The 23,292-nt window shown below is 68.8% G+C and carries 16 protein-coding genes; 3 read left to right on the top strand and 13 right to left on the bottom strand.

The genetic code is table 11. The features are described from left to right. Positions 1-3: 3 nt before the first annotated feature. Together ACIBG5_RS35825 and ACIBG5_RS35820 are read left to right on the top strand one after the other, a co-directional pair. Positions 4-624 (top strand): NADPH-dependent F420 reductase, encoded by a 621-nt coding sequence (locus tag ACIBG5_RS35825; RefSeq protein WP_396396018.1) that lies wholly within the window; start codon positions 4-6, stop codon positions 622-624. A 492-nt stretch (positions 625-1,116) separates the two neighbouring features. Then, positions 1,117-1,449: a hypothetical protein gene (locus ACIBG5_RS35820; protein WP_396396016.1), complete on the top strand. Its 333-nt coding sequence runs from the start codon at positions 1,117-1,119 to the stop codon at positions 1,447-1,449. A gap of 146 nt (positions 1,450-1,595) precedes the next feature. Here the strand turns inward: ACIBG5_RS35820 and ACIBG5_RS35815 are convergent, their stop codons facing one another. Together ACIBG5_RS35815 and ACIBG5_RS35810 are read right to left on the bottom strand one after the other, a co-directional pair. Continuing rightward, complete coding sequence (locus ACIBG5_RS35815) at positions 1,596-1,991, bottom strand: nuclear transport factor 2 family protein (protein WP_396396014.1); 396 nt, start codon at positions 1,989-1,991, stop codon at positions 1,596-1,598. 132 nt (positions 1,992-2,123) lie between these two features. Beyond that, positions 2,124-2,468, bottom strand: a complete 345-nt coding sequence (locus tag ACIBG5_RS35810) for a VOC family protein (protein ID WP_329476690.1) — start codon at positions 2,466-2,468, stop codon at positions 2,124-2,126. 275 nt (positions 2,469-2,743) lie between these two features. Between ACIBG5_RS35810 and ACIBG5_RS35805 the strand changes: the two genes are divergently transcribed. Beyond that, positions 2,744-3,073 (top strand): cupin domain-containing protein, encoded by a 330-nt coding sequence (locus ACIBG5_RS35805; protein ID WP_396396012.1) that lies wholly within the window; start codon positions 2,744-2,746, stop codon positions 3,071-3,073. Positions 3,074-3,166: 93 nt separating this feature from the next. Here the strand turns inward: ACIBG5_RS35805 and recD are convergent, their stop codons facing one another. The 11 genes from recD to ACIBG5_RS35750 all read right to left on the bottom strand — a co-directional run bounded on the left by recD (position 3,167) and on the right by ACIBG5_RS35750 (position 23,225). Beyond that, entirely contained in the window at positions 3,167-4,945 is a 1,779-nt protein-coding gene (gene recD, locus ACIBG5_RS35800; RefSeq protein WP_396396010.1) for an exodeoxyribonuclease V subunit alpha, read from the bottom strand. Further along, positions 4,942-8,238 carry a UvrD-helicase domain-containing protein gene (locus ACIBG5_RS35795; RefSeq protein WP_396396009.1) on the bottom strand — a complete coding sequence of 1,099 codons (3,297 nt, stop codon included), beginning with the start codon at positions 8,236-8,238 and terminating at the stop codon, positions 4,942-4,944. The genes recD and ACIBG5_RS35795 overlap by 4 nt, the downstream gene beginning before the upstream one ends. Further along, the gene (recC, locus tag ACIBG5_RS35790; protein WP_396396008.1) at positions 8,238-11,552 is read right to left on the bottom strand and encodes an exodeoxyribonuclease V subunit gamma; all 3,315 of its coding nucleotides are present in this window, start codon (positions 11,550-11,552) and stop codon (positions 8,238-8,240) included. Before recC ends, ACIBG5_RS35795 begins: the two co-directional genes overlap by 1 nt. A gap of 235 nt (positions 11,553-11,787) precedes the next feature. Next, entirely contained in the window at positions 11,788-12,360 is a 573-nt protein-coding gene (locus ACIBG5_RS35785) for a hypothetical protein (protein ID WP_396396006.1), read from the bottom strand. A gap of 23 nt (positions 12,361-12,383) precedes the next feature. Continuing rightward, on the bottom strand, positions 12,384-12,728 hold the full coding sequence (locus ACIBG5_RS35780) for a carboxymuconolactone decarboxylase family protein (RefSeq protein ID WP_396396005.1): 345 nt from the start codon (positions 12,726-12,728) through the stop codon (positions 12,384-12,386). Positions 12,729-13,011: 283 nt separating this feature from the next. Beyond that, entirely contained in the window at positions 13,012-14,409 is a 1,398-nt protein-coding gene (locus ACIBG5_RS35775) for an FAD-binding oxidoreductase (RefSeq protein ID WP_396396003.1), read from the bottom strand. A 96-nt stretch (positions 14,410-14,505) separates the two neighbouring features. Continuing rightward, a complete protein-coding gene (locus tag ACIBG5_RS35770) occupies positions 14,506-15,876 on the bottom strand; it encodes an FAD-binding oxidoreductase (RefSeq protein WP_396396001.1) in 1,371 nt (456 codons plus the stop codon). Continuing rightward, positions 15,873-19,472 (bottom strand): BTAD domain-containing putative transcriptional regulator, encoded by a 3,600-nt coding sequence (locus tag ACIBG5_RS35765; protein ID WP_396395999.1) that lies wholly within the window; start codon positions 19,470-19,472, stop codon positions 15,873-15,875. Before ACIBG5_RS35765 ends, ACIBG5_RS35770 begins: the two co-directional genes overlap by 4 nt. Positions 19,473-19,669: 197 nt before the next feature. Then, on the bottom strand, positions 19,670-21,208 hold the full coding sequence (locus tag ACIBG5_RS35760; RefSeq protein ID WP_396395998.1) for a TRAP transporter substrate-binding protein: 1,539 nt from the start codon (positions 21,206-21,208) through the stop codon (positions 19,670-19,672). Positions 21,209-21,280: 72 nt separating this feature from the next. Beyond that, the gene (locus ACIBG5_RS35755; protein ID WP_396395996.1) at positions 21,281-22,864 is read right to left on the bottom strand and encodes a sensor histidine kinase; all 1,584 of its coding nucleotides are present in this window, start codon (positions 22,862-22,864) and stop codon (positions 21,281-21,283) included. After that, entirely contained in the window at positions 22,851-23,225 is a 375-nt protein-coding gene (locus tag ACIBG5_RS35750) for a response regulator transcription factor (RefSeq protein ID WP_396395995.1), read from the bottom strand. Before ACIBG5_RS35750 ends, ACIBG5_RS35755 begins: the two co-directional genes overlap by 14 nt. Between the last annotated feature and the right edge of the window lie 67 nt (positions 23,226-23,292).

Here is a 23,292-nt window from a genome sequence, read left to right as displayed (position 1 = left end):
CTCATGAACAGCATCACCCTCATCGGTACGGGGAACATGGCCCGTACCATCGGCACGCTCGCGGTGGCGGGCGGCAACACCGTCGAGGTCATGGGACGCGATCAGTCCAAGGCCGACGACCTGGCCAAGGCTCTGGGCGGCGGCGCGACGACGGGCAAGTGGGGCGCCGTCCCGGCCGGGGACATCGTCATCACGGCCCTGTTGTACGACGGTGTCGTTCCGGTCGTCGCCGAATACGGAGACGCACTCGCGGGCAAAGTCATCGTCGACATCAGCAACCCCTTCAACGCCACGTTCGACGGACTGGCTCACAGCGAGGAGACCTCGATCGCGCAGGAAGTCGCCAAGGTGGCGCCGGCCAGCGCCAGCGTGGTGAAGGCCTTCAACACCATCTTCCGCAACGTCCTGGAGAAGGGTCGGCCCGACGTCTTCATCGCCGGCGACGATGCGCAGGCCAAGGCTGATGTGGCGGCATTCATCGAGAGTCTCGGGCGGCGCCCGCTGGACGTCGGCGGCCTGAAAATGGCGCACTGGCTGGAAGGCGCGGGCCTGCTGATGATGGGCCTGGCAGGCCACGGCGTCGGGAACTTCGACTTCTCCCTCGGTGTCAGCCTTCTTAGCTGAGCGCGCTGTCTGCGCTCGGCGCGAAGGTGCGTCGCGGCGACCTCGAGGATCTCGACGGGCTGAGGGAAGCGGCCGCGGACTCCGACGGGGTCATCCACGTCGCATACACGCAAGACCTGCTTCCGTCCGGCGGGATCGACGCCGTAGCCGCCGCGGAGCTCCCGATCATGCTCGCGTACGGCGAGGCACTCGCGGAAACCGGAAAGCCGCTGGTCGCGGGGGGAGCATTGGCTCGCTCGGGAACCTGGGCCGGCCGGCCACCGAGCAGGACCCGGCCATTCCCAGCGGCGATGAGTACAAGGGCAAACTCCGGGTTCGTAACGTCGTGGAAACCGCCGTAGTCGGCCTCGCCGAGCGGGGAGTGCGGTCTTCGGTCATGCGGATTGCCAACATCGCGCACAGCACGACCGATCGTGCGGGCTTCCTCGCGCAGCTGATCGCGCTCGCGAAGGAGAAGGGCGTCGTCGGCTACCCCGGAGACGGCGCGAACCTGTGGAACAGGGCGTCGTCGGCTACCCCGGAGACGGCGCGAACCTGTGGAACGCCGTGCACACCCGCGACGTCGCCTCCCTGTTCCGCTTGGCGCTGGAGAAGGGGTCGGCTGGCAAGTATTGGCACGCAGTTGGGGACGGGGCCATCCCGCTCCGCGAGATCGCCGAGGCCATTGGCAGCCGTCTGGGCCTGCCCGCCGTCAGCATTCCCGCGGACGTACTGATGGTGCCGGGATACGTTGGGTTCCTCGCGAACATCGTCACGCAGAACGAGAAGGGCCAGCCGGTCGACGAGGACGCTATCCGCGCGGAACTGGCCACCGCAATGTGGTAACCGCTGATTTCCGGGCGAGAACAGTTGGAGACGTACGTCGACCAGCTCGACGACATCTCGAGAGACCTGGACACTGCCGAGCCCGAGGAGCTGAGGTAGTCGCCACCTTGTTCACCGAGTTGCCGAGCGGTCGTTGCCCGTACCGTTCAGGGGCGGCGGACGTAGTACTCGGTGAACTCACGGCAGCGTCCTTCGCCGTCGAAGCGCATGATGAAGCAGTTCTCGTAGGTGCGGACGATGGGTCCGTCAGGCACTTCGCGGTACCGCGAAGTGCCGGTGGCCACCACGGCGTCATCGTCGACCGCGACCGGAGAGTACTCGGCCTCGTAGGTGCCGGGCGCGTCGCGGGTGGAGGCGCCGCCCGACGCGCTCTGTCCGAGCCAGGATGCGACGACCGCGTCCCGACCGGCGATCGGCTCGTCATACGGGTGGTAGCGGTACGCGACGTTCTCGCTGAACAGCTTTGAAATGTCGCTCGGATCGTAGGACATCCACGCCTCGACGTACTGGTCGAGCCAGTCCTGAGCGGTCTGCTTGTCCATTGGCCCACCTTAGTCCGCTCATCTCGGTGCGAAGAACGCAAGTGCAGGCAGCCAGATCTGTCGCGAGCCGGGGTCGCGCAGGATCCATGGTGGTCCTCGGCAGGCCGCGGCGGATGCGCCATCCGGCGGGGGTCAGGTGGTCTCGAGGAGGCCGAGTTGGTTTCCCTCGGGGTCGGTGCACGTGACGAGTCGCTGGCGGCCGCTCGCCACTACCAGAGGATCGGCGGTGGCGATGTCCGTCGCGGTCAGCCGGCCCACTCGCTCGTCCAGGTCGTCGACGAGGAAATTGACCGTCGTACGGCCGGCCTTGCCTGGATCGTGGAAGACCTGAACGATGCCGGCGTCGATCAGATGCCATTCGGCCAGGGAGTCCATCGGTCGCTGATCGGCTGGACGTCCGAAGAACGACGCGTACCAGTCGCATGCTGTGTCGAATTGCCCGACCGGTATCACCGCCAGTACCGCGTTGATCGCCATCGGTGTCGCCTTTCTCGCCCGGCTGAATGACTCGTCGTGATCGTCTGTACCCAGAACTTGCGAACTGATCTCGTCGGGACCGGCGACACGCTGATGCCGAGCCCCCTGGGTCGATGTTCGCGTTATCGACCAGGTGTCGCACATCGGCGTGCGCCGCTGTCCCGACGGTGATGACTCTGCTCCTGCACCCGCACCTGGCGAGTGTCTGCTGACCTGTGCTCGCCGGCCGTGACCTTGTGCACCGGCGTTCAGGCTCGCCGTGCGATCATCGACGGATGGATGTCTCGTCGATCGACGATTTGGCTGCCGAGCGGCTTGCCAAGGCAGTGTCGGCCGAGAGTGGGCGCAGCTCGGTCACGGTCTACAGCAGGCCTGGTGCCCGTCTCCGGCAGACGCTCACGGCGCTTGCCGCAGGTCGGGTGATGGGCGAGCACAAGAGTCCCGGGGATGCCTCGCTGCTCTGCCTACGTGGCCGTGTCCGGGTCCGTGCGGGTGACGCGGAGGTCGAGCTCGGTCCAGGTGATCTGGTCGCGGTGCCGCCTCAGCGCCATGACGTCGAAGCCCTGGAATCGTCCGTCCTACTGCTCTCGGTCGCACTGCACTGATCCTCTCGCGCTGAGCCCCGAGTGCGATCGTGCGATTGCTGACGGCAACTGATTCCCTGTGCGAGCGGGCGCACGGGGCATGAGGTACGCGGCTCACGCTGGTCGAGGTCCGCCGATCAGGCGTTGGCGGAGGCCGGTTGCGCGTAGTGCTCGGTGGCCCATGGCCAGGCGTACGGAAGTTTCGTTCCCGACGACGCGTAGTCGGTCTTGGGCACGGGTTATGGCTGTGTAGAAGAGTTCGCGAGTGAGTAGCCGGGACTCTTCGCCTGGCATCAGGACGGTGACTTCGGCGGCCTGGCTGCCCTGGGCTTTGTGGATGGTCATCGCGTGCAGCGTTTCGATGTTGCCGAGTCTGCTGGGGGCGAAGTCGAGACGGCCGCGGGAGCTGTCGATGCAGACTCGTAGGGAGCCATCGGGGCGTCGGATTGTCACTCCCACGTCGCCGTTGTAGATGCCCAAGGCGTAGTCGTTGGCGGTCACCAGAACCGGTCGGCCGACGTACCAGGTGTCCCAGAGTGGGTCCTCGGTTTCTTCGGTGATCCATCGCTCGATGGTTCGGTTCCAGTGGTCGACACCCCACGGCCCTTCCCGATGCGCGCAGAGTAGGCGGTGCCGGTCGAGCGCGGCCAGTGCGGCGTCGGCGTCGCCGGCTTCGGCGGCGGTCCGGATCGCGAGTACGTCGGGAAGCAGCGCGGACCGCAGGCTCTCGCGTGGGTCGTCGTCCTCGACGAAGTGGACCCGTTCGCCGCTGCTGCGGAGTACGGCAAGGACGTCCTCGGGCCGGTCTTCGCGCACGGCCAGAGCCAGCTCACCGATCTCGCTGCCGAAGCGGTGCGAGGTGCGTAGTTCGGCTCCTTCGATGTGTCCGCCGGCGACCAGCCCGTCGACGAGGTCGGCGAGTACCGCGCCGGCTTCGATGGACGCGAGCTGGTCGGGGTCGCCAACCAGTACGAGCCGGGCCTCCGGTCGCACCGCCTCCAGCAAGCGCGCCATCATCGTCAGCGAGACCATCGAGGTCTCGTCGACGACGATGATGTCGTGCGGCAGCCGGTTGTCTCGGTCATGGCGGAACCGGGTGGACGAGTCGGGGCGCCGGCCGAGGAGCATGTGCAGGGTGCGGGCGTGGAAGTCGCCCAGCCTCTCGGTGTCCTGTTCGGAAAGGCGGTCGGACATCTCCCGCCGTACTGCCTCTTCGAGCCGGGCCGCGGCCTTGCCGGTTGGTGCCGTCAGCGCGATCCACGGGCGGCGCTCCCCGGCGATCTCCGCCTGCTCCGCGAGCAGAGCCAGCAGGCCGGCGACGGTGGTGGTCTTGCCGGTGCCAGGGCCACCGGTGAGAACTGTCGTCCATTGCCGGGCTGCGGTCTGTGCAGCGGTCCGCTGTTCGTCGTACGAACTACCTGGGAAGAGCCGGTCGAGCCCTGCGACCAGTGCAGCTTCATTGGCGATCGGTGGCGCCGGCTGAGCGGCGCGGCGCCGAAGGTCCTGCTCGACCTGCTCCTCTTCGCGCCAGTAGCGATCGAAGTACAGCCGTGCGCCCTCGAGGCGCAGTGGATGTGGAGTGGCGAGCAGGGGGCTGGCCGCGATTGCCGCGAGCCATTCGTCCAGGACGGGCCAGGCCAGATCGTTGCCGTCATCGCCGACTTCGTTGCGGACCTCGGTGAGGTCGAGGCAGATGGATCCGGCCCGGACGGCTCGCGCTGCCAGCGCACACGCGAGTGCCACTGACTCGTTGGTTTCGTTCAGCATGGTCGTCAGACGGGACGCGACATGGACGTCGGCGGCCAGGATCACGCCGGCCTGGTTGAAATCGCGCAAGATCCCGGTAGCGGCGAGCGCAAAGGCCGGATCGAACTCGTCGACGGTCGCGGTCATGCGGTCCTCCCATCGAGCAGGTCGGACAGGGCCAGTACGAGCGCCGCCGGCAACGGCCAGCTGAACACCCCGGCCGAATGCCCATCAACGAGAGGCGTCTCCGGACCGCACATGCCGCGCAGGTAGAGATAGATGACCCCACCGAGATGCACCTCGGGGTTGTACGCCGGCAGCCGCCAGCGGAGGTATCGGTGCAGCACGACCGAATAGAGCATCGCCTGCAAGGGATAGTCGGAGTGCAGCATCGCGGCGCTCAGCTGAGCTGGTCCGTACTCCGCCGACGTAGCAGGCTGCTCGGGGTCGCCGAGCCGGTTGGTCTTGTAGTCGACCACGACGAATCGGTGGCTGTCACCGTGGGGGACACGCAGGACGACGTCGATCGATCCGGTGAGATAGCCACGCAGACTCTGCCGGCCGAGCAGCGGTTGTTCGAGTCGGTCGGCGTACGCGCGGAGCGGGTCGTCGGCCGGCAGATGGGTGCGTAGCAGTGGCGCCAACTCGGCCAGCCGTACGTCGCCGGCAACCGCGTGATCGCCTCCCGCCAAGGGGATCTCGAAGTCGAGTTCGCGGAGCCGGTCGGCGCGGCCGAGGCCGCCGAGGGTCAGCCCAGGAACGAGCGGACCGAGCGGCGTGGTGTGCAGCGGCAGCATCGCCGTGGCCAGGGCATCGGGTGTCACATCGACGCGCCAGAGCCGCAACTGGTCGCGGACCTGTGCCGCCAGTTCGGCCTGCAGATCGGGCGCGTGCGGGTCGGCCTCCTCGAGCACTGCATGCACCAGCGACCCGAACGTCGCCCCGACCGGCAGTCCGTCCATCGGTGACGGCAGCGCATCGGCCGGCGGGTTCTCCTGTGTCGGTACTGGATCCACCGACTCGTCCTCGAGTTGGCTCTCCTCCTGTTCGCTGACTACACCGCCCACCTGCTGGTCGGCCGCCCGGATCAGCCCGGAGTACGACGTACGGCGCCAGGCGAGGTCGACCTCGCGGGAGAAAGTCCCCACTGCGAGCCCGCCGGGCAAGTCCTCGCCCGGGGGCTGGGCATGCTCGGCGATCACCGACTCCTCGACGGCCGGGCCGCCGGCCTGCTGCCAACGGCGCAGCCAGGTCAGCACGTCGTCGTCGGACGATGCCCTGTCCAGGCTGTCGGGCACGACCGGTTCGCCCTGCTTACGACCGCGCAGGAGGCGGGAGATTCCGCCGTTGACCTCGTCCCAGGACGGCGCCCACCAGGCCACCACCTGTGACTGGGCGCGGGTCAGCGCGACGTACGTGAGCCGGATGTCGTCACCGGCGACCTCGGTCCGCCAGAGTTTCTCGTTGGCGTGGTAGCCGGTGCGGTTCTTGCCGCCGATATCGAGACTGCGGACGCCGTTCTCGTGGAAGAGGAGCAGGTCGTCATCGTCGAAGATGTGCCGGTTGAACCCGAACGGCAGGTAGACGACGGGGTACTGCAAGCCCTTACTCAGCCACACCGTCATGATCTGCACCGCCGCGGCGTCGCTGTCGAGCCGGCGGGTTCGCTCCGTCGTACGCCCCTTGCCGGAGCACTCTTCGCGCAGCCAGTCGAGGAGCGCGGGCAGTCCGAACCCCTCGCGGTGCGCGGTCTCGTGCAGCAGTTCGGCGAGGTGCGCGAGGTCGGTCATATCGCGTTCGCCGCCGCGCCAGGCAAGTACTCGTTGCGCCATCCCCTTCACCTGGGCGGCTTCGAACACGGCGGCCACACCACGGGTGCGGAGGTGGTCGGCCCACCGGCGCAGGGTTTGGCCGATCCGGTCGGTGAGATCGTCCCCACCGGCCTGCAGAGTGGCCGCGGTCTCCCCGAAGAACATCGTCGTCGCAGCGGCCCGGACCAAGCCGGATCGGTGCGGTTGCTCGAAGGCCTCGAGCAGGCACAGCCAGTCCTGGGCGGCCTGCGACGAGAAGATGTCGAGATCGCCGGAGTAGACCGCGGGAATGCCGGCCTGTGCGAGTGCCTCCCGGCAGGCCCGCGCGTCCTTGTGTGCCTCGACGATCACCGCGATGTCACCGGCCCGGAGTGGCCGTTCGTCGTACGTCGCGCCGGCCGCGAGAAGTTGACCGATGTCGGAGGCGAGGTCGCGAGCGATGTGGTCGCGCAGGTCGTCCATGGGGATGCTCTTGCGCGTCGCCGATCCGAACTGCTCCCGTCGCACGACCCTCAGCCGGACTGGCGCGTCGGACGGTGCGCCGGTCAGCCGACTTCCTGGGTGATGGGCACTGACCTGGTGGACGACGATGTCCGAGTGGCCGAGCCGGGCGCCGCCGAGCACCACTTGTAGGCAATCGACCAGCGGCTGGTCGCTGCGCCAGTTGATACCGAGAGTGCGCCGCTGACCCGCGGTCTCCGCCGCCGCGAGGTACGTCGCGATGTCGCCACCGCGGAACGCATAGATCGCCTGCTTGGGGTCGCCGATCAGCACCAACGTGCTCTGACCGTTGAAGGCGGCGTCGATCACCCTCCACTGCACCGGATCGGTGTCCTGGAACTCGTCGACCATCACCACCGACCAGCGGCGCTGCATCCGCCGGCGGGCGGGGGCGTGGGGATCCTCCAGCGCGGTGGCCAACCGGGTCAGCAGGTCGTCGTACCCGAGGATGCCGAGGCGGCGTTTGCGGCGCTCCAGCTCGGCCACGACGGCCTTCGCGAACTCGACGCGGATCCCCGCCGGCGAGGATTCGTCGTACTGCTCGGGCACCAGCCGGGTGTGAGGGTTTCCGACGACCTTGAGGGCGAGCTCCAGGGCCGTGGAGCGGGTGATGGGCGGTTGCTCCGCGGAACCTCCGAAGCGATTGAGGTACAGGTCGTCGACGACCTCGGCGACAAGCTCTCCGAGGTCGTCGACCAAGGTGACGCCGGCGTCGGTGTCACCGGCAACGCCGAGCGAACGCAGTACGAGCTGGCAGAACTGGTGGGTCGTCGCGATGGTGGCGGCGTCGAAGTTAGCCAGCGCGTCCCGAAGCCGGCTGTGTCGTACGGCGACGTCGGCCGCGCTGCCGTCGACGAGGTGACCGAGCAGACCGGGATCGTCGCGCCAGCGGTCCGGATCCGCAAGGGCACGTTCGGCTTCGAGCAACTGGGAGCGGACGCGTTCACGAAGCTCCTGGCTGGCGGCGCGGCCGAAGGTGATCAGCAGCATCTCGTCCAGACGGACGGCGCCCTCTGCGACGTAGCGGGTGACCAGGCCGGCGAGGGCGTATGTCTTGCCGGTGCCGGCGCTTGCCTCCAGCACAGTGGTGCCCGTCGGCAGTGGACCGAGGAGGTCGAAGGGTTCCATCACGGCGCCCCTTGCTCGAAGCGCAGCATCGGTTCCCAGACCCGTTTCGCATAGGCGCCGAGCCGGGTCGGCTCGCCCGGCCGTTCCTCACCGGGCCGAGCCGGCTCGAGAAGAACCTTGAGCTGTGTGTTGGGTCCCCAGACGCGGACGTGTGCGGGATCAGTGTTCTCGCCGTCATAGTTCGCGGGGCGCCACCGACGCCCGGCAGCGACGATCGGGTCGTCGTCCGTTCGGCGCGCCTGGCACCAGGCGAACGAGGTCTTGAGCGGTAGCGGCAACGGTTCGCGGCGACCGGCGTCGTAGACCGCGACCAGGTCGGCGAGCAGGTCGCGGCCGAGCGGCCCGACCGGCCCGAACAATCGAGTCGCGGGGTTGCGACCGCTGCGCGGGCGGCCGATGGCCAGACCCGTCCAGTTGTGGTCTTCGTCATCGGCGGACAGCGCGAGCAGTTGAATCCAGGAGGTCAACAGTTGCTTGGCGTCGAGCCGCGAGTAGCTGACCGAGACGAGCCGGTAGGCATACACGCCTGGAACTGTCCCGGTGAGGCGCCGGCCGCCGCCGAGGTCGACGTCTACATCGAACGCCTGTGGAGTCGTCTGCCGATGCGGGTACGCACTGATCGCGAGACCTCGAGCGATGTCACGGATCTCGGTCGCGGTCCGCCAGCCCAGCCGTCCCGGTGGGAGTACGCCCCGTCGCCACTCTGCTTGGAGGGCCGCGTCGGGGTGGATGCCTGCGAGCATGTCGCGGAGCATCCGGTCGCCGACCGACCACTTCTGCAGGTTGTCGATCTCCACCGGCATCACGTCGGAGACGCCGTCGACCTCCCACGGCAGGGTCAGGTCGAGTGCCCGGAAGTACCCCTTCACCGGATCGCGGAAGAACGCCAGGAGATCTGACAACGCGACATCGTCATCCGCCGGTAGTGTCAACTGCCCTGTGATGAACTCAGGGCGTGGCGGCCGGGAACCCGCCGCGGCCCGCGCCGCGACCAAAGCGGTCGGATCGAACGTGAAGGGCCCCGGCGTACCAAGACGACCAGCCTCCAAGTTCTTCCGATCGAAGGGCTGGAGCGGGTGCTTCACCACGACAGCTTGCCGAACCTCCGACTCGGTGGTGCGGTCGAGGACATCGAGCAGCTCACCCAGCGGCACGGCGGGCGGCCGTGGCTGACCGGAGTACTCGTTGGCGCCGGTGTAGGTGATCACCAACGACTCGGTCGCGGCGAGGATCGCGTCGAGCATGAGTTGGCGGTCTTCGCTGCGAACGTCGCGCTCCCCGGTGATCGGTGACCTGGCCAGTACGTCGTCTCCGTCAGCGAGCCCGAAGCGTGGAAACACACCGTCGTCGAGGCCCAGCAGGCAGACCACCCGGTGTGGCACCGAGCGCATCGGCACCATCGTGCAGACGGTCAGCGTGCCGGTCCGGAAGTTCGCGCGGGTCGGCCGCCCGGCCAGATGGGTCGACAACAGGGCTCGGACGTCCGGCAACGTCAGCGAGGTCGCGGCCAGGGGACCGGCCTCGGCCGCGACCTCGGCGAACTCGCGATGGACCTGGCCGACCTGCCAGCCGTCGTCGCGACCGACCCGGGTCAGCTGGTCGATCCCCTCGCGGAGCGCGTCCAGCCAGTCCGCGAGAGGCCGGGTGCCGCTGAGCCGATCAGTTGCCGCCAGCAACCGATCGACGTACTCGGCGAACCGGCCGGCCAGCTCGATGCGAGTGCTGCCCACGTCGTCGAGCGGCAATGTCGTGTCGATCCACGCGTGCGCGTCGGCCGACATCGTGACGCCCGCGAGTACTCGATCAAGGCCGAAGCGCCAGGTGTTCTGCGGGTAGCCGGCCAAGCCGAACGGGTCGCGGTGGTCCTGGTCGAACGCCCACCGCACGCCTGATTCGCGGGCCCAGGCGGTGGCGATGTCGATGTCGTCGTCGGTGAACCGGAAGCGGCGGCGTACCGGCTCGGTCTCGGCGAGGTCGAGCACCTGGCTCGCCGTCGCTCTGCTGCCGGCGAGGTCGAGGAGTTGAGCGGCGACGCCGAGCAGGGGATTCGTCTGGGTGAGTGACCGGTCAGCCAGTTGGACTCGGAGGCGATGCGCCGGGTGGCCGTCGTTGTCGACCTCCCCGAGGCCGAAGCGGGCGCTGATCAACGGCGCGTAGGTCTCGATGTCGGGGCACATGACGAGAATGTCGCGCGGCTCGAGCGTCGGGTCTGCCTGGAGCTTCCCGAGCAGCACCTCGCGCAGTACGTCGACCTGCCGGGCAGTGCCGTGGCAGGCGTGTACCTGCACGCTGTGGTCGTCGGGGGAGAGGTGGCGGCCGTCAGCGGCGACGGTGTTGCCGCGCAGGTCGTGCTGAAGCCAGCCGAGAAGTGTGTCGGGCGCTGGTGGTGACGGTAGGTCGCAATCAACGGCCGGCGCTGCGGCGAGGGCCAACTGCAGCTCGCGACTGTCCCGCCCGAGGGTGGCGAGCAGCGGGTTGTCGGCCTCCTGATGGCTTGTGTCGGCGGCTCGGTCGCCCGCGGTAGAACCCGCTCTCCTCAGCCGATCCCAGAGAGCGCCGCTGGGGTGGGGGAGCCAGAGGTGTATGTCGCGGTGTTCGGTCAGCGCGGAGAGCAGCTCGATCTCCGTGAGCGGCAGTCGAGTGTGTCCGAACAGTGAGAGGCGTTCCGGTAGATCGAAGGACTCTGGCTGATCCCGGAGCCGGCCGAGCGTGTCGGCGTGGCGAGTGTTCGGTGGCTGTGCATCGATACGGCCGATCAGTCGCCGCCAGAGCTCGGGTTGCCAGTTCAGGTCATCGTCGATCGGCACTCCGCGACCGTCGGTGTCGCGACCTTCGCTCCAGTCAGCGAGGAGGATCGGCCGTTGGACGGCGTATGTCGCGAAGAGCCGAGCCAACCGCGCTGCGACGGCGTACCTGCGTCCCTGGCGCAACTCGGCTTCGGCTCCGGTGTCGAAATGGCCGAGGTGTCGCGCGACAGGCTCGCACCAGACCTCGTCGAGAGAATCGTCGAGCACCGCCAGCAGCGGCCAGGCCATCGCCTCCGCGGCCCAGGGGTCGTCGTCTGCGAGGCCCAGCACCGCGGACACCAGCGAGCGCGGTGTCGCAAATCGGACCCCGGCGCACACTCCGTCGCCTCGCCCCGTGGCAGCGCCCAAACGGTGTGCGAGTCGCTGGGAGAGCCACCGCTCTACGCCCTTGGCCGGCACCACCACCAGTTCCTCGGCGAATGGATCGGCCAGAGGAGCGGCGAGCAAGTCACCCAGCCCGTCGGCGAGCACGTCTGTGCGCTCGGCACGGTGCAGATACAAGACCACCGACGCAGCATGCCACGTGGCGCCTGCGCCTCGTAGGCACCACGGGTACTTTGCTCCCCGCAGACGATGGCCGCCGACTGTGCAGCAGCGTCGATCAGGAGGCGCGGTTGCCGTTGGCAACTTGAGCACGTGACACGGATAGTGTCGCCACCGATTTCACGCAGTTGTCCGGTGGTGGGTCTGCGCCTGTTCGACGCCCGCCAGTCCCGGACCCAGTCCGGGCGTGGTTGTCCGGTCAGGGGACGCTGACGCCGATTCCTTGAGTACAGTTGGCGGGCTGGTCGTTGCCGCTGATCTTGAAGTCTTCACAGGTCAGTAGATGGGGATGCTGGGTGCCCAGCGTGAAGGACAGTACGACGACCAGCGTGATCGCTCCGATCGCCACGATATTGTCGCGTGGGCGACGTACAGACTCCACGCCCGGAACGACCATGATGAGGACGAGCGCGACCATCGCGGGGAACCCCGCGAGCGTGACGACCACGCCGAGCCAGAACAGGACGTCGTGGCCAGGGTTGGTGGTGTCGGCGGGGGTCAGCAACGTCAGCAGAATCCAGGCCGTCGGGAGCAGAAGCGAGTAGACGGCGGGTTGGGCCCGTCGTCCGAGCAGCAGTACGGCGACGATGAACGCCGCTGTTGCCGCCGCCCAGAGTGCAAGGATCTGTTCGAAGAAGATCACCCGGTACACACCAAGGGTGAACGCCGGCCACCACACGATGAGCGTTGTCGCGACCGTAATCGTGGCCAGCCGCCGCAAACCCACGTCCGTCTGGCGGGCCTCGCGTGCAGGGATCGGTTGGTCAGTCATCAGGTCGCTCGGCGTGAGTGTGCTTACTCGCTCGTGTCCAGGTCGGCTTCCAGGTCTGCCGACGCCACTTCGATGGCGACCCGGAGCGCCAGCGCGATGCGGCCTGTGGCCGCCGCGACTCGAGAGGTTCCGACGATGGGTGCGATCGCGGCGAGGACACCGCGTACGTCGTCGGCGTCGAGGCCGACCTCGGCATCGACGGTCAGGTTCAGGGCGTACGACGCGGCAGGTGCGTCGCTGGCCACCAGCGCGGCGAGTCTGACAAGCGCGATGGATTGCACGTCGAGGCTCGAGGTGGCCACCGAATCGACGGTCATGCGCTCCAGGAGGTCGAGAACGGGCGTGTCTGATGCAGCGAGGTCCGACATGGCTTCTCCTTAGAAGGTCTGCTGGAACGGCGGGTCCGGCGTCACAGTCCACCCTGCGCGTGCGGTCACTTCGAGACATCACACAGATCGAACGAACCAAGGCTGCTGGCGTATATGTGTTCGCCGATGGCCTGGAGGAGGATTGCCCGGTCTACAGCGCCACGCCGCTGGTACGTGTCCACGGAACTACCACCAGCAGAACCTCGCTCGGTGCCAGGAGGCGGCGGCCTTTCGGCCCGCGCGGTGGTTGGGGCCGCCGCGCGGGCTTCAGGCTGTGCAGATGTCAGCCGGCGATCGAGCGGGCGTACTCACCGATCTGCAGGACACCGTCCGGGTCGTACTTCCGGCTCACCTCGGCGATTCGCCGAAGTGTCTCCTCGTCGTACGCGCGACGGGCCGTCCGGGCGTCGTGCGGGGGTCCGAAGTTCGGCCAGACACCGCCGGTGTCCCATTCGGACAACGCCGCGTAGAGGCGGTCCCAGTGCGGTAGGATGCGGGGGTCTTCCGCGATGCCGACGGCGAGCACGCTGAAGCCGGCGGCGCGGTGCGAGAAGGCGTTCGGGTGCTCGGCTTCCCGGGCGTAGGCGCCACCCAACTGACGGACCTCGACCATCAGCTGGGGTGACCCGGAGTCGTAGCCGGCCACATCGAGCAGGCGCTTCGCAGTCACGTCGGTGAACTCGGTGAGCAGCATGGCCGGGTCGACAACGGGCATCGGATCGACCGGGTCGGCGTGGACCGAGTCGACGGCCGTGTACGGCTTCAGGTCAGCATCGTCGAGGATCACCGGAGCGACGGCGCGGATCTGATCCAGCAACTCGCGGCCCTCGTCCGCGGCGCCGGTCCAGAGGAACCGGATGCCGAGGGTCATGCGGCCCGCCAGCGCCGGCGGTACGCCGAGCTCGGGGGCATCGGGGAGCTGGAAGAGCACGAACGACGTCGTCGCCTGCTCGGGAAGCGACCCCGACCAATCACGCCACCGGTCGATGACCCGCGCCGCGTCGGCACCGTCGAAGTACACCGGGCCGCCGTAGAACGTCGGCAGGTGCACGAGGTCGAACTCCACCGCCGTCACGATCGCGGTCGCACCCTTGCCGCCTCGCAGGGCGAAGAACAGGTCGGGGTGCTCGGTCGGGGTGACGCGGCGGAACTCGCCGTCTCCCGTGACGACCTCGAACGCGCGCACCTTGTCCGCGGCGAGACCGTACGTGCGGGCCATCGGACCGACGCCGCCACCGGTCGTGTATCCGACCACGCCGACGTCGCTGGTGGACCCGTTGAGCGGGGCCAGCCCGTACGGCGCGGCCGCCTCGATCACCGGAAGCCACTTGACGCCGGCTCCGACGCGAGCCCAGCCCTCGGGGTGCACCGTGACCTCGTCCAGGCCTTTGGTCACCACGAGCAGGTGTCCGGCGTACGAGCTGTCGGCCCCGTGGCCGGTGGCTTGTACGCCGACGGTGAAGCCGTGCTGCCGAGCGAAGCGGACGGTGGCGACCACGTCCTCGGCAGTGCGTACGGCGACAACCGCAGCCGGCTGCATAGGGACGGCGAGGAGCCACGGTGTGGACAGCGCGGCGTACTGCTCGTCGTCGGGTGTGTAGACCTCGCCGGTCAGGCGACTGCGAAGCTCCTGGAGGGAGTCGTGGTGCCGGATAGTGGCGCGGTCGAGAGCGATCGTCATCGAACTTCTCCTGTTCGGTCTGTCGTTGTTGTGATGACGGACCGACGGTGTCGCGAAGCACTTGACGACGACTTGTGACCGGCTTGAGGCGCCGGCTCAAGTCTGATGCGGCGCCATGAAGAGCCCCTGCGGATCGACCTTGCGCCGGACCGCGGTCAGCTGCGCGTGGACGTCCGGCGGGAAGGCTTTGCGCGTGTCGCTGCTGTCGTCGAGCATCGGAAGATAAGTGCTTCCGGTCGACCAGGGTGCGACCGCGGCCAGGAACCGCTCTGCGTCGGCGCGCTGCCGCGGCCAGTCGTCGGGTTCGAATCCCAGCCCGACACCCAGTGCCAGAAACGCCCCGTCGAGGGACGACAGGATGCCGCCATCCGGGTCCGGCCGGGACAGCGCGCCGCCGAGCTGGCGCAACTCGGCCACCGTGAGGTTGCTGTCGGAACGCGGACCGGCATTCTCGATGACCGCGGCGATCGCCGCCTCGGGAAGCTCGGACACCAGGGTGCTGCTCGCGTACGCGGGGGTCGGCTCCTCAGGCTCGAGGTGCAGCCTGACCAGGTCGGCGGCCGGTACCCGGGCGACCGTGTCGAGTTCCGGAGCGAGTGCGCGCAATGGCGCCAGTACGTCGTCCGCGAACGCGTCGTCGCCCAGCACGGCACCGTCGATGATCGCCAGCCGGCGGCCCCGGACGTCGGCCGGCACCGAGTCCCGGTCCGGTACGTCGACGAGGCGGAACGACGACGTCACCTGCTCGGGGGCGTCCGCGCACCACTCCACCCACCCGGGCAGCACGTGATCGGCAGCCGTCCCGTCCCACGCGAGGAAACCGGCGACGACAGTCCGGATCGGCTGGAGTTCGAACTCGAGCGAGCAGACGACGCCGAGCGGCGTACCGCCACCCCGGAGGGCCCAGAACAGATCAGCGTCGCTGTCGGCGGTCGCTCGTACGAAGGTGCCGTCGGCAAGGACGACTTCGACAGCCGTGACAGAGTTGCACTGGAGACCGAGTCGCCGGGCGTACCAACCGATCCCACCACCGAGCGAGTAGCCGACTACGCCGACGTCGGGAGACGACGGATGCAGCGTGGCGAGTCCGTGCCTCCCGGCCGCCACCGCCACATCACCCCACAGCACGCCGGCGCCGACGCGGGCGATCCGGTTCTCGGCATCGATGCTCAGTTCGGTCATCGCGGAGGTGCGCAGCAGTACCGCGTCGGCCAGCCTGCCGCCCAGGGCCGGAGCGCCGTGGCCGGTGCCCTGCGGCGCGACCGACAGGCCGGCGGCCTGGGCGGCGCGGACGACCTCGGCGACCTCCTCGGGGAACGCGGGATAGGCGACTGCCGCGGGATGGTCGGAGACCACCAGGTTCCACGGTGCGCGCGCCATGTCGTACGCCGGGTCGCCGGGAAGCTGCACGGCGCCGCCGCAGAGCCCGCGAAGGCTCGCGGCCCGGAGACTCTGCTGCACCGTCACTGGAGGCTCCCGTTCTGGTCGTGCGTCATGGTCGCTCGTCCGACTTGAGAGATTCTTGAGCTGCCGAGCTCAGCTGTGACGCCGGACCCGTCCAGTACGTCCCGAACGGTCCCCGGTGTGACGAACAGCCGCTGCGCGACTTCGTGAACGTCCAGACCGGCTGCGGTCAGGTCGAGGATCTGCCGGTCGGTCCGCGACAACCGAGGCACTTCGTCGGTGCGGGGCTCGATCCGGCGCCCGCGCCGCTTGAGCTCAGTCAGTGCCCGCTCGCGAACCTGGCGAGCGCCTCGCTGCTCCGCCGTCCGGCCCGCAGCTTCCAGCAGCGCGATCGCATCCTCGCCGCCCACGTCCGGGTGGCTGCCGAGCGCGCATTGTGCTCGGGCGAGGTCGACCGCGGCGGTCGTCGAGGACAGCAGATCCACCGCCTCCACGAGGTTGTCGAGGCCCGCGCGACCACGGAACTCGCCCAGCATGGACAGTGCCCTACCGAGGTAGCTCGGTGCGCCCCAGACCCGAAGCAGAGCCAGTTCCTCCTCGGCTGTCTCGATCGCTTCCGACGTACGTCCGAGCCCTGACAAGGCCGCGGCCTTGATGGACCGCCACGGGTTCCAGGCCGGATTGACGATGGCGATCCCATCGATGGCCGGGTGAGGATTGCCGAGCACGAGAAGGGCTTCCTCGCAGCGGCCCTCGGCGACGAGCAGGCGCGCCACGGCCTGCTGGTAGACGCGACCGCCCTCGCCGAACGCCGTACTGTCAGCGAAGGTGTCGGCCGCCCGGCGGGCGGCCTCGAGGTCACCCCGATCGAGATGGCAGCCGATCTGGAAGGCGCGGGCGAAGGGCTCGCCCACCCGCGTACCTCCCCAGAGGCGATCCTGGTCGAGCGCGGCCCGCAGACACGCGAGGGCCTCATGGAGCTCGCCGCGCCGCCACTGCCAGAACCCCTCCCACAGACTGGTGGACAGCGCCGCGAACAACGACCCGCGCGCGTGGCTGGCCGCGCGCGCCCGGCTCCAGAAGTCGCCGATGTCGTCGTCGGACAGGATCCGGACCGCGGCGGCATTGACCCAGAACAGCCCGTCGTCGACGGCGATCAGCTGGTCGCCGTCGAGCGCGAATCGCGCCATCGCGATGGCGCGTTCCCGGTCTCTGCCGGCCAGAACCGCTTCCAGCGCGACCGTGGCGGCCAGCATCCGCGCACCCGGTCCTTGCCCTTCTGGCTCCTGAGCGGGTGTCCGCCAGCCGTCGCCGATGCTGTGCATGAACCCACTGATGCGCTGGATGGCGATGAGCGCCTGGTGCTGGTCAGCCAGTCCGTCAGGGAGCGCCGCGGCAGCCTCCCGGGCGAAGGCCGTCGCGACTCCGGGCGGACTCGCGAATACTTGGGTCGAGGCGGCCGCGATGGCGATCTCGCTGCGGACGCGCGGGTCGTCCTGCAGCCGGTACGCCTGCACCAGGTGCTCAACCGCTGCCGCCCCGTCCACTCGCGCTTCTCGCATCCCGAGTTCGAGCACTACATCGCCTCGACCCGAACCCATCGGCACCTCGGCGAGTGCCCGGCGCAGGTAGGTCACCGCGCTCTCGGACGCCCCCCGCTCGGCAGCCCCGCGCGCTGCCGTACGTAGCAGTGTCACGACGCTCTCGTCACCCCGGGGCGGCGCCAGCAGCAGGTGTGCCGCAACCAGTTCGTCATTCGTCCGCGCGTACCGCAGGACTGACGCGGCCCGCTCGTGGCAGAGCTCCCGCTCGGCCGCCGACTGCCCTTGGTACACCGCGTCCCGCACGAGCGGGTGCGCGAATGCCACTGGTTGCTCGTCCCTGACGATCTCGGCACGCGCCAGTACGGCCAGCGCTTCCGCGGTACGGGCCTCCGTGACCCCGGCCAGTGCCGCGACCGCCGGCAGGGCGGCACCGTCTCCAAGGACGGAGGCCGCCCTCGCGACGACCACGACGTCTGGTGGCAGCCTGCGGAGCTGCAGCAGGACCCGGCTCGACACCGCCCGCGACCCGACCGCAACGGCTCGGTCGGCGTGGGAGGCATCCGGCCGGACTCCGTCAGCCGCAAGAGCCTGGAGCAGCTGACAGAGCAGGAACGGATTCCCCGCGGTTGTCCGCTCGCAGGCGGTGACGAACAAGGGTGCGGGTCGTGCGCCGAGCCGTCGCTCCACCAGCTCCGCCGTAGCTTCAGTGGACAGCGGCGCCGGCCGAACGACGAGCGCCTCGGGTTCGAGCGCCAGCTCCGCGATCAGGTCGTCGTGATCGTGTTGCTCGCCTGTGCGCAGGGTCGCGACTACCAGTACAGGTACCGAGGCGAGCCGTCGCATCAGATAGGCCAGGAAGCGGAGCGAGGCGCCGTCACACCACTGCGCATCGTCGACAGCGAGCACCAGTGGTCCCTCCGTCGTGAGGTTGACCGCCAGCCAGTACAAGCCGTGCAGAACGGCGAAGCCTTCGGCCCGGCTGCCGTCGGCGATGTCGAACACCGCCCCGGCTCCTGCCGCCGCACCACGCAGCAGCTCGTCGCGACGCGCTGGGTCGCCGAGTTCTGCCTCGAACAGCTGGCGCACGACCCCGAACGCGAACGCACTCTCCAGGGCGCTCCCGCGCGCCGAGAGCACCCGCACGGATCGCTCGGCCGCCAGCCTGCGCGCCTCGGCCAGCATGCGCGTTTTTCCGATCCCGGCCGGGCCCTCGAACAAGAGCAGACCAGGCTGCCCGCCCGCGAGGCCGTCCAGCTTCGACCGGAGGGCGGCGAGCTCGCGGTCCCGGTCGACGAGACCGTTGCCGTCCGTGGCCGTTGCCCGCACTGTCTCATCCCGCGGTTGCTTGGCAGGAATCAGTCCGGGCGACTGCGCGAGTACCTGCGCCTCCAGCTCGCGGAGAGCCGGGCCGGGGTCGACGCCGAGTTCGTCGGCGAGGGTCTCGCGGGCCCGCCGCAGCGCAGCCAAGGCGTCGGCCTGACGATGGGCGCGGTACAGCCCGAGCGCGAGCAGCCGCCACCGCTCCTCCCGCAGCGGCTCCTCGTCGACCATCCCCTCGAGCTCTCCAACGACGAGGGCCGCCTCCCCGAGATCGAGACGGGCGGCGAGCAGGCGTTCACGGCCGACGGCTCGCAGCTCGGTAAGGTGGGCGATCTCGGCGCCGGCCCACGGCTCGTCGGCGTACTCCACCAGCGCCGGACCGCGCCACAGCGCGAGCGCCTCCTGCAGGTCGGCCGCCGCCTCCGCAGGCGAGCTTGTGACCTTCTTCAGCAGGCTCTCGAACCGCCAGGCGTCGACTGCGTCGGACGGGAGTCGTACGGCGTACCCGGGACCCTCGCGGACGACTACCGCGGACCGGGCGCGAGCCGGTGACCCCGGCTGCAAGCTGCGGCGCAAGTGCGAGATATAGGACTGCAGGGCGCCTGCTGTGTTGCCAGGCGAATGCTCTCCCCAGACCGCGTCCGCGAGCCGCTCGGCCGGGACGACCTCGCCGCGTGCGAGGACCAGCACGGCGAGTACGGCGCGCTGCCGCCGCCCGCCCAGATCCAGCGCGGCGCCGTCGTAGGACGCCGTGAACTCGCCGAGCAGACTGATCCGCAACTGGTCCGCCCCCACGCCACCACCCCCACCGCCACGGTAAACGAAGAAGCCTCATTTCGGCATCGCCCCCGAACCCGGTGATCACGCCACTACCGAACGCCCCGGATCGCGTTCGCAATCGGCGCGAGTGTGTCCTGCAGCACGCCTGTGCGGCGGTCTGATCCATGGTGGGTCTCCGTGGGAGCGGCAGCCCGCCGCGTGGCTGTGCTCGGTCAGGCGATCTGCGTCCACGGGTGTGCGGTGAAGAGGGCCTTCAGGAGCAGCTCTGTCTCGCCGTCGAGTTGGAGAGTGAGCACTTTGTCCGAGATCTTCCAAGTGAAGGTCACTTGCAGGTCGTTGACCCAGGACAGCTGGAACGTGACGCGGTTGCCGGCGATGGTGTATTTGCCTTCTTGGTGGTCCGTCTCTCCTGGCGCAGCCTGGTCGAAGGTGTACCGCCCGTCGTGCAGTCTCCAGGTGAACATGCCCTCGTTCCTGGCCAGGTCACGGGGGTTGGTCACGCCGAGGCCGCGCAGTTCCTGCTGCGTGATCTCGTACCGATAGACGCCGTTGAGGATGCTCTGGCTACCGGTGGCTGGTGGCGGGGTGGCTCGGGCGCGGGCCTGGCACGGGGTGGCGACCCCTTGCGCGGAGACTCGTACGGTCCGCTTGAGCTCACGGATCCGATCGAGCAGGCGTTTCGTCGCGGCGTCACGCTCCAGTTGGTCGTACACCGGTTGCACCGCTCGCACGAGCGCAGTGAGGTCGGCGTCGCTCGCGGCGACGATTGCGCCGCCCCCGCTGCAATACATCCTCGCCGCCTCGGCTTCGGTGACCCGATGGTCCAGTACCCAACGCTGGGTGGCCGAGGCCGCGTCCTTCAACACCCTTTTGGCTGTCGGCGCCAGTTCGCTCAACACCTTGGAGTTGATGACGAGCGAGTTCACCTTGGTGGTAAAGGTGACGTTGCCTGTTGCGATGGCGGGAGCCTGCAGAGACTCGGCGAGGACGAACGCGGTATCGGAGCCGCCCACCCTTCCAGCCTGGATGGCCTCCATGCCTACCTCATCGTCCGCATCTGACGGCTTCGCGCCGAGTGCGGAAATTGTTGCGTCGCCCAGCTCAGACCGGGGGGTGCGGAAGGTCTTGCCGGCGTAATCCTTCGGCGACAGGAGGGCGCGGCCGTAGCCGAACGGATGTCTCAGGCTCTCCGGCAACAATGCCAGTCCGGCGACGCCGGCCTTGTCCAGACCGGCCATCATCTCGTCGGCCAGGTCGGCGACGACGATCTGGTCGGCCAAGGCGTCGGAGGTGACGAGGAACGGAGCGTGCAGAGCGCGCAGACTCGTCACCCCCTCGGTGTCCCAAGCCCTCGTCGGGATCACGCCGAGATCGAGCCGGCCGTCCTTGACCATCCGGGCAACGGCCTGGTCCCAGTCGTCCGCTTTTTCACCAGCCGCCTGCCAGACAGGCTCAATAATGAGCCGGCCACCGGACCGGGTCTTGGCCTGACGAGCGAACTCCTGGATCGCGTCGGCTGACGGCCGGCCGAGGTAGTCGGCGGTGCCAATGCGGAGGGTTACAGGTCCGGCATCGCCGCCGGCCTTGTTTCCGGACGGGCCACTGGTGCAGGCCACGAGAGAGCCTGAGGCGATGGCGAGAATCGCCAAGCACCGTAGGGGTTTCGCCGTCTTACCCATTGCTTCCTCCCGAAGTCGATGGACGAGATCGACGGTAGGAAACGCAGAACCTGCGCACATCGCGGCGAGCACCCGGTTGTTGTCGCCGTCGACTGTGGCCAGCCACAGTCGACGGCAGCGATTGCACCCGCGACGCACATGCACTCATTGGTTGTCCAGGGGCAGTTCGGCGACGATGCGGGTACCTGCGCCGTGCGGTGAGTGCACGGTCAATCTGCCGCCGAGTGCCTCTACGCGGTCGGTGAGGCCGACCAGTCCGCTTCCACGGGCGGGGTCGGCGCCACCGGTGCCGTCGTCGGCGATCGTCACCCAGAGCCGACCGCGTCGCTGCGCCACCTCGACCGTGACGCGTGACGAAGCAGCGTGCTTGGTGACGTTGGCCAGTGCCTCGGCACAAACGTAGTACGCCGTGACCTCGACCTCGGCCGGGAACCGCTGGCTCGTCGTCGTCAGCTGCGCGGGCGTCGGATTGCGTTCCAGCAGGGCCTCGAGCGCGTCGCCCAGGCCACTGGCGAGTTCACGAGGATGAAGACCTCCAGCCAGTTCACTCAGGTCCGCGAGGGACCCGTCCAGATGGCCGCGAGCTAGCCCCATAGAGTCGTCCGCGTCCGCATCCGCAACAGTGGAGCGTAGTGCAGTTCTCATCCGTACCAGCCGCCCACGGGCACCGTCATGGAGGCGCTGCTCGATGCGCTGCCGTTCGGCGTCACCGGCGACGAGCAGCCGCCGCCGGGATGCGGCCAGCTCGGCCAGTTGCGCGCGTACTGCGGCCTGCAGTGCGACGTGCGACGCTGTGAGCCGAGTCGTGTCCGCGACAGCCTTCTCCAGAGCAGGATCGTCGAGGACGGTCGCGTCGTGCACGAGAACGGCGAACGGATCACCATTCCGCCTGACGAAAGTGGCCGATTGCCCCGCGCCAGGCGGCGGTACTGCGACTGGAACGCCTGCCGGGTCGGCGTACGCGCGGCTGTGTGCGGACCAGAAGCCAATTTGCAGCGTGGGGTCGCCGAGGGCGCGCGCGAGCGCATCGCGCAGCGTGCCCGATTGGGTCTCGCCGAGTTCGACAACGAGGTCGGCGACCTTCCCTGGCCGCGACCGCCGTATGCCCGCGGCAGCGCTGACCGCGACGGCACACAACACCGCTTCGTACGCCCAGAGCGCAGGCTGCACGGCAGTACCGGCGGGGACGGCGAGCCGGGTGACGGCACTGGCGACCAGCACTACACCGAGAGCCACGGCACCCCAAACCGCTGCGTGAGATCCTCGCGCAAGGCCCGTGGCCGTTCGGTGCTGGAGAATCACCCCCACGACGAGCACGATGGACAGCGCGATGGTTGCAGACTCGCTACCCCATACGGCTGGAAGGACGGCAGCAACATAAGCGAGGAGAACCATGGCCCAGCCGAGCCGGCCACTCACCCGCCAACCCGTGTAGGCCAACAGCAGGTGGAACAGCGGGCCGCGATGCCAATACAACGCTGGCCCGGCGAGATTGCCTGCGAACCACGTGACCGCCACTGCGCCCAGCAGGATGGCTGATCCCATCGCAGGTGCGGCGCTGCCGATCGCCGTCGTCCGGCTGACCAGCAGGGCAGCAGCGAGGAACACCATGCCAACCGCGAGGTCGGGCAGCCAGACCCCCGTTTGCCCATCGACGATCGTGACGCGCTCGCTGAGCACCCCGAATCCGCCAATGGTCACCACGACCATCAGGTCACGGCCGGGCACGTGGGCCACCGTCCAACAGGCGGCGTAGGGCGGCGCCGCTCAGCTCATTCTTGGTCAGGAACCCCAGGGCAGAGGCGCGCGTCAGGCGTGGGCCGTACGCACGTGCGTCCCGGCTCGAAACCAGAACGACGACGGGCGGAGCGTCCAACTCGGCAATCCGAGCCGCAACAGCGAACCCGTCCAGGTCCGGGAGTCTGATGTCGAGCAGCACCAGATCCGGCTGGAGGGCAGTGGCGAGCAGTACCGCTTGGTGCCCGGTTGCCGCCACGCCGACGACCTCGAAGCCCTCGGCCGCGAGCAACGCCGATGCGGCGGCCCGGAAGTCAGGGTGATCATCAACGACGAGCACCGTGTTGCCCACTTGTGGATGGTCTCACTAGTCAGCGCGTCCGTCCTCGTGGCCAGCCACAATGGTCCGGATCGGAACC

Source organism: Kribbella sp. NPDC050241 (genome assembly GCF_044459685.1).
In the GTDB taxonomy this organism is placed as follows: domain Bacteria; phylum Actinomycetota; class Actinomycetes; order Propionibacteriales; family Kribbellaceae; genus Kribbella.
Note: the sequence above shows the minus strand (reverse complement) of the source record. Positions and strands in the feature narration are given on the sequence as shown.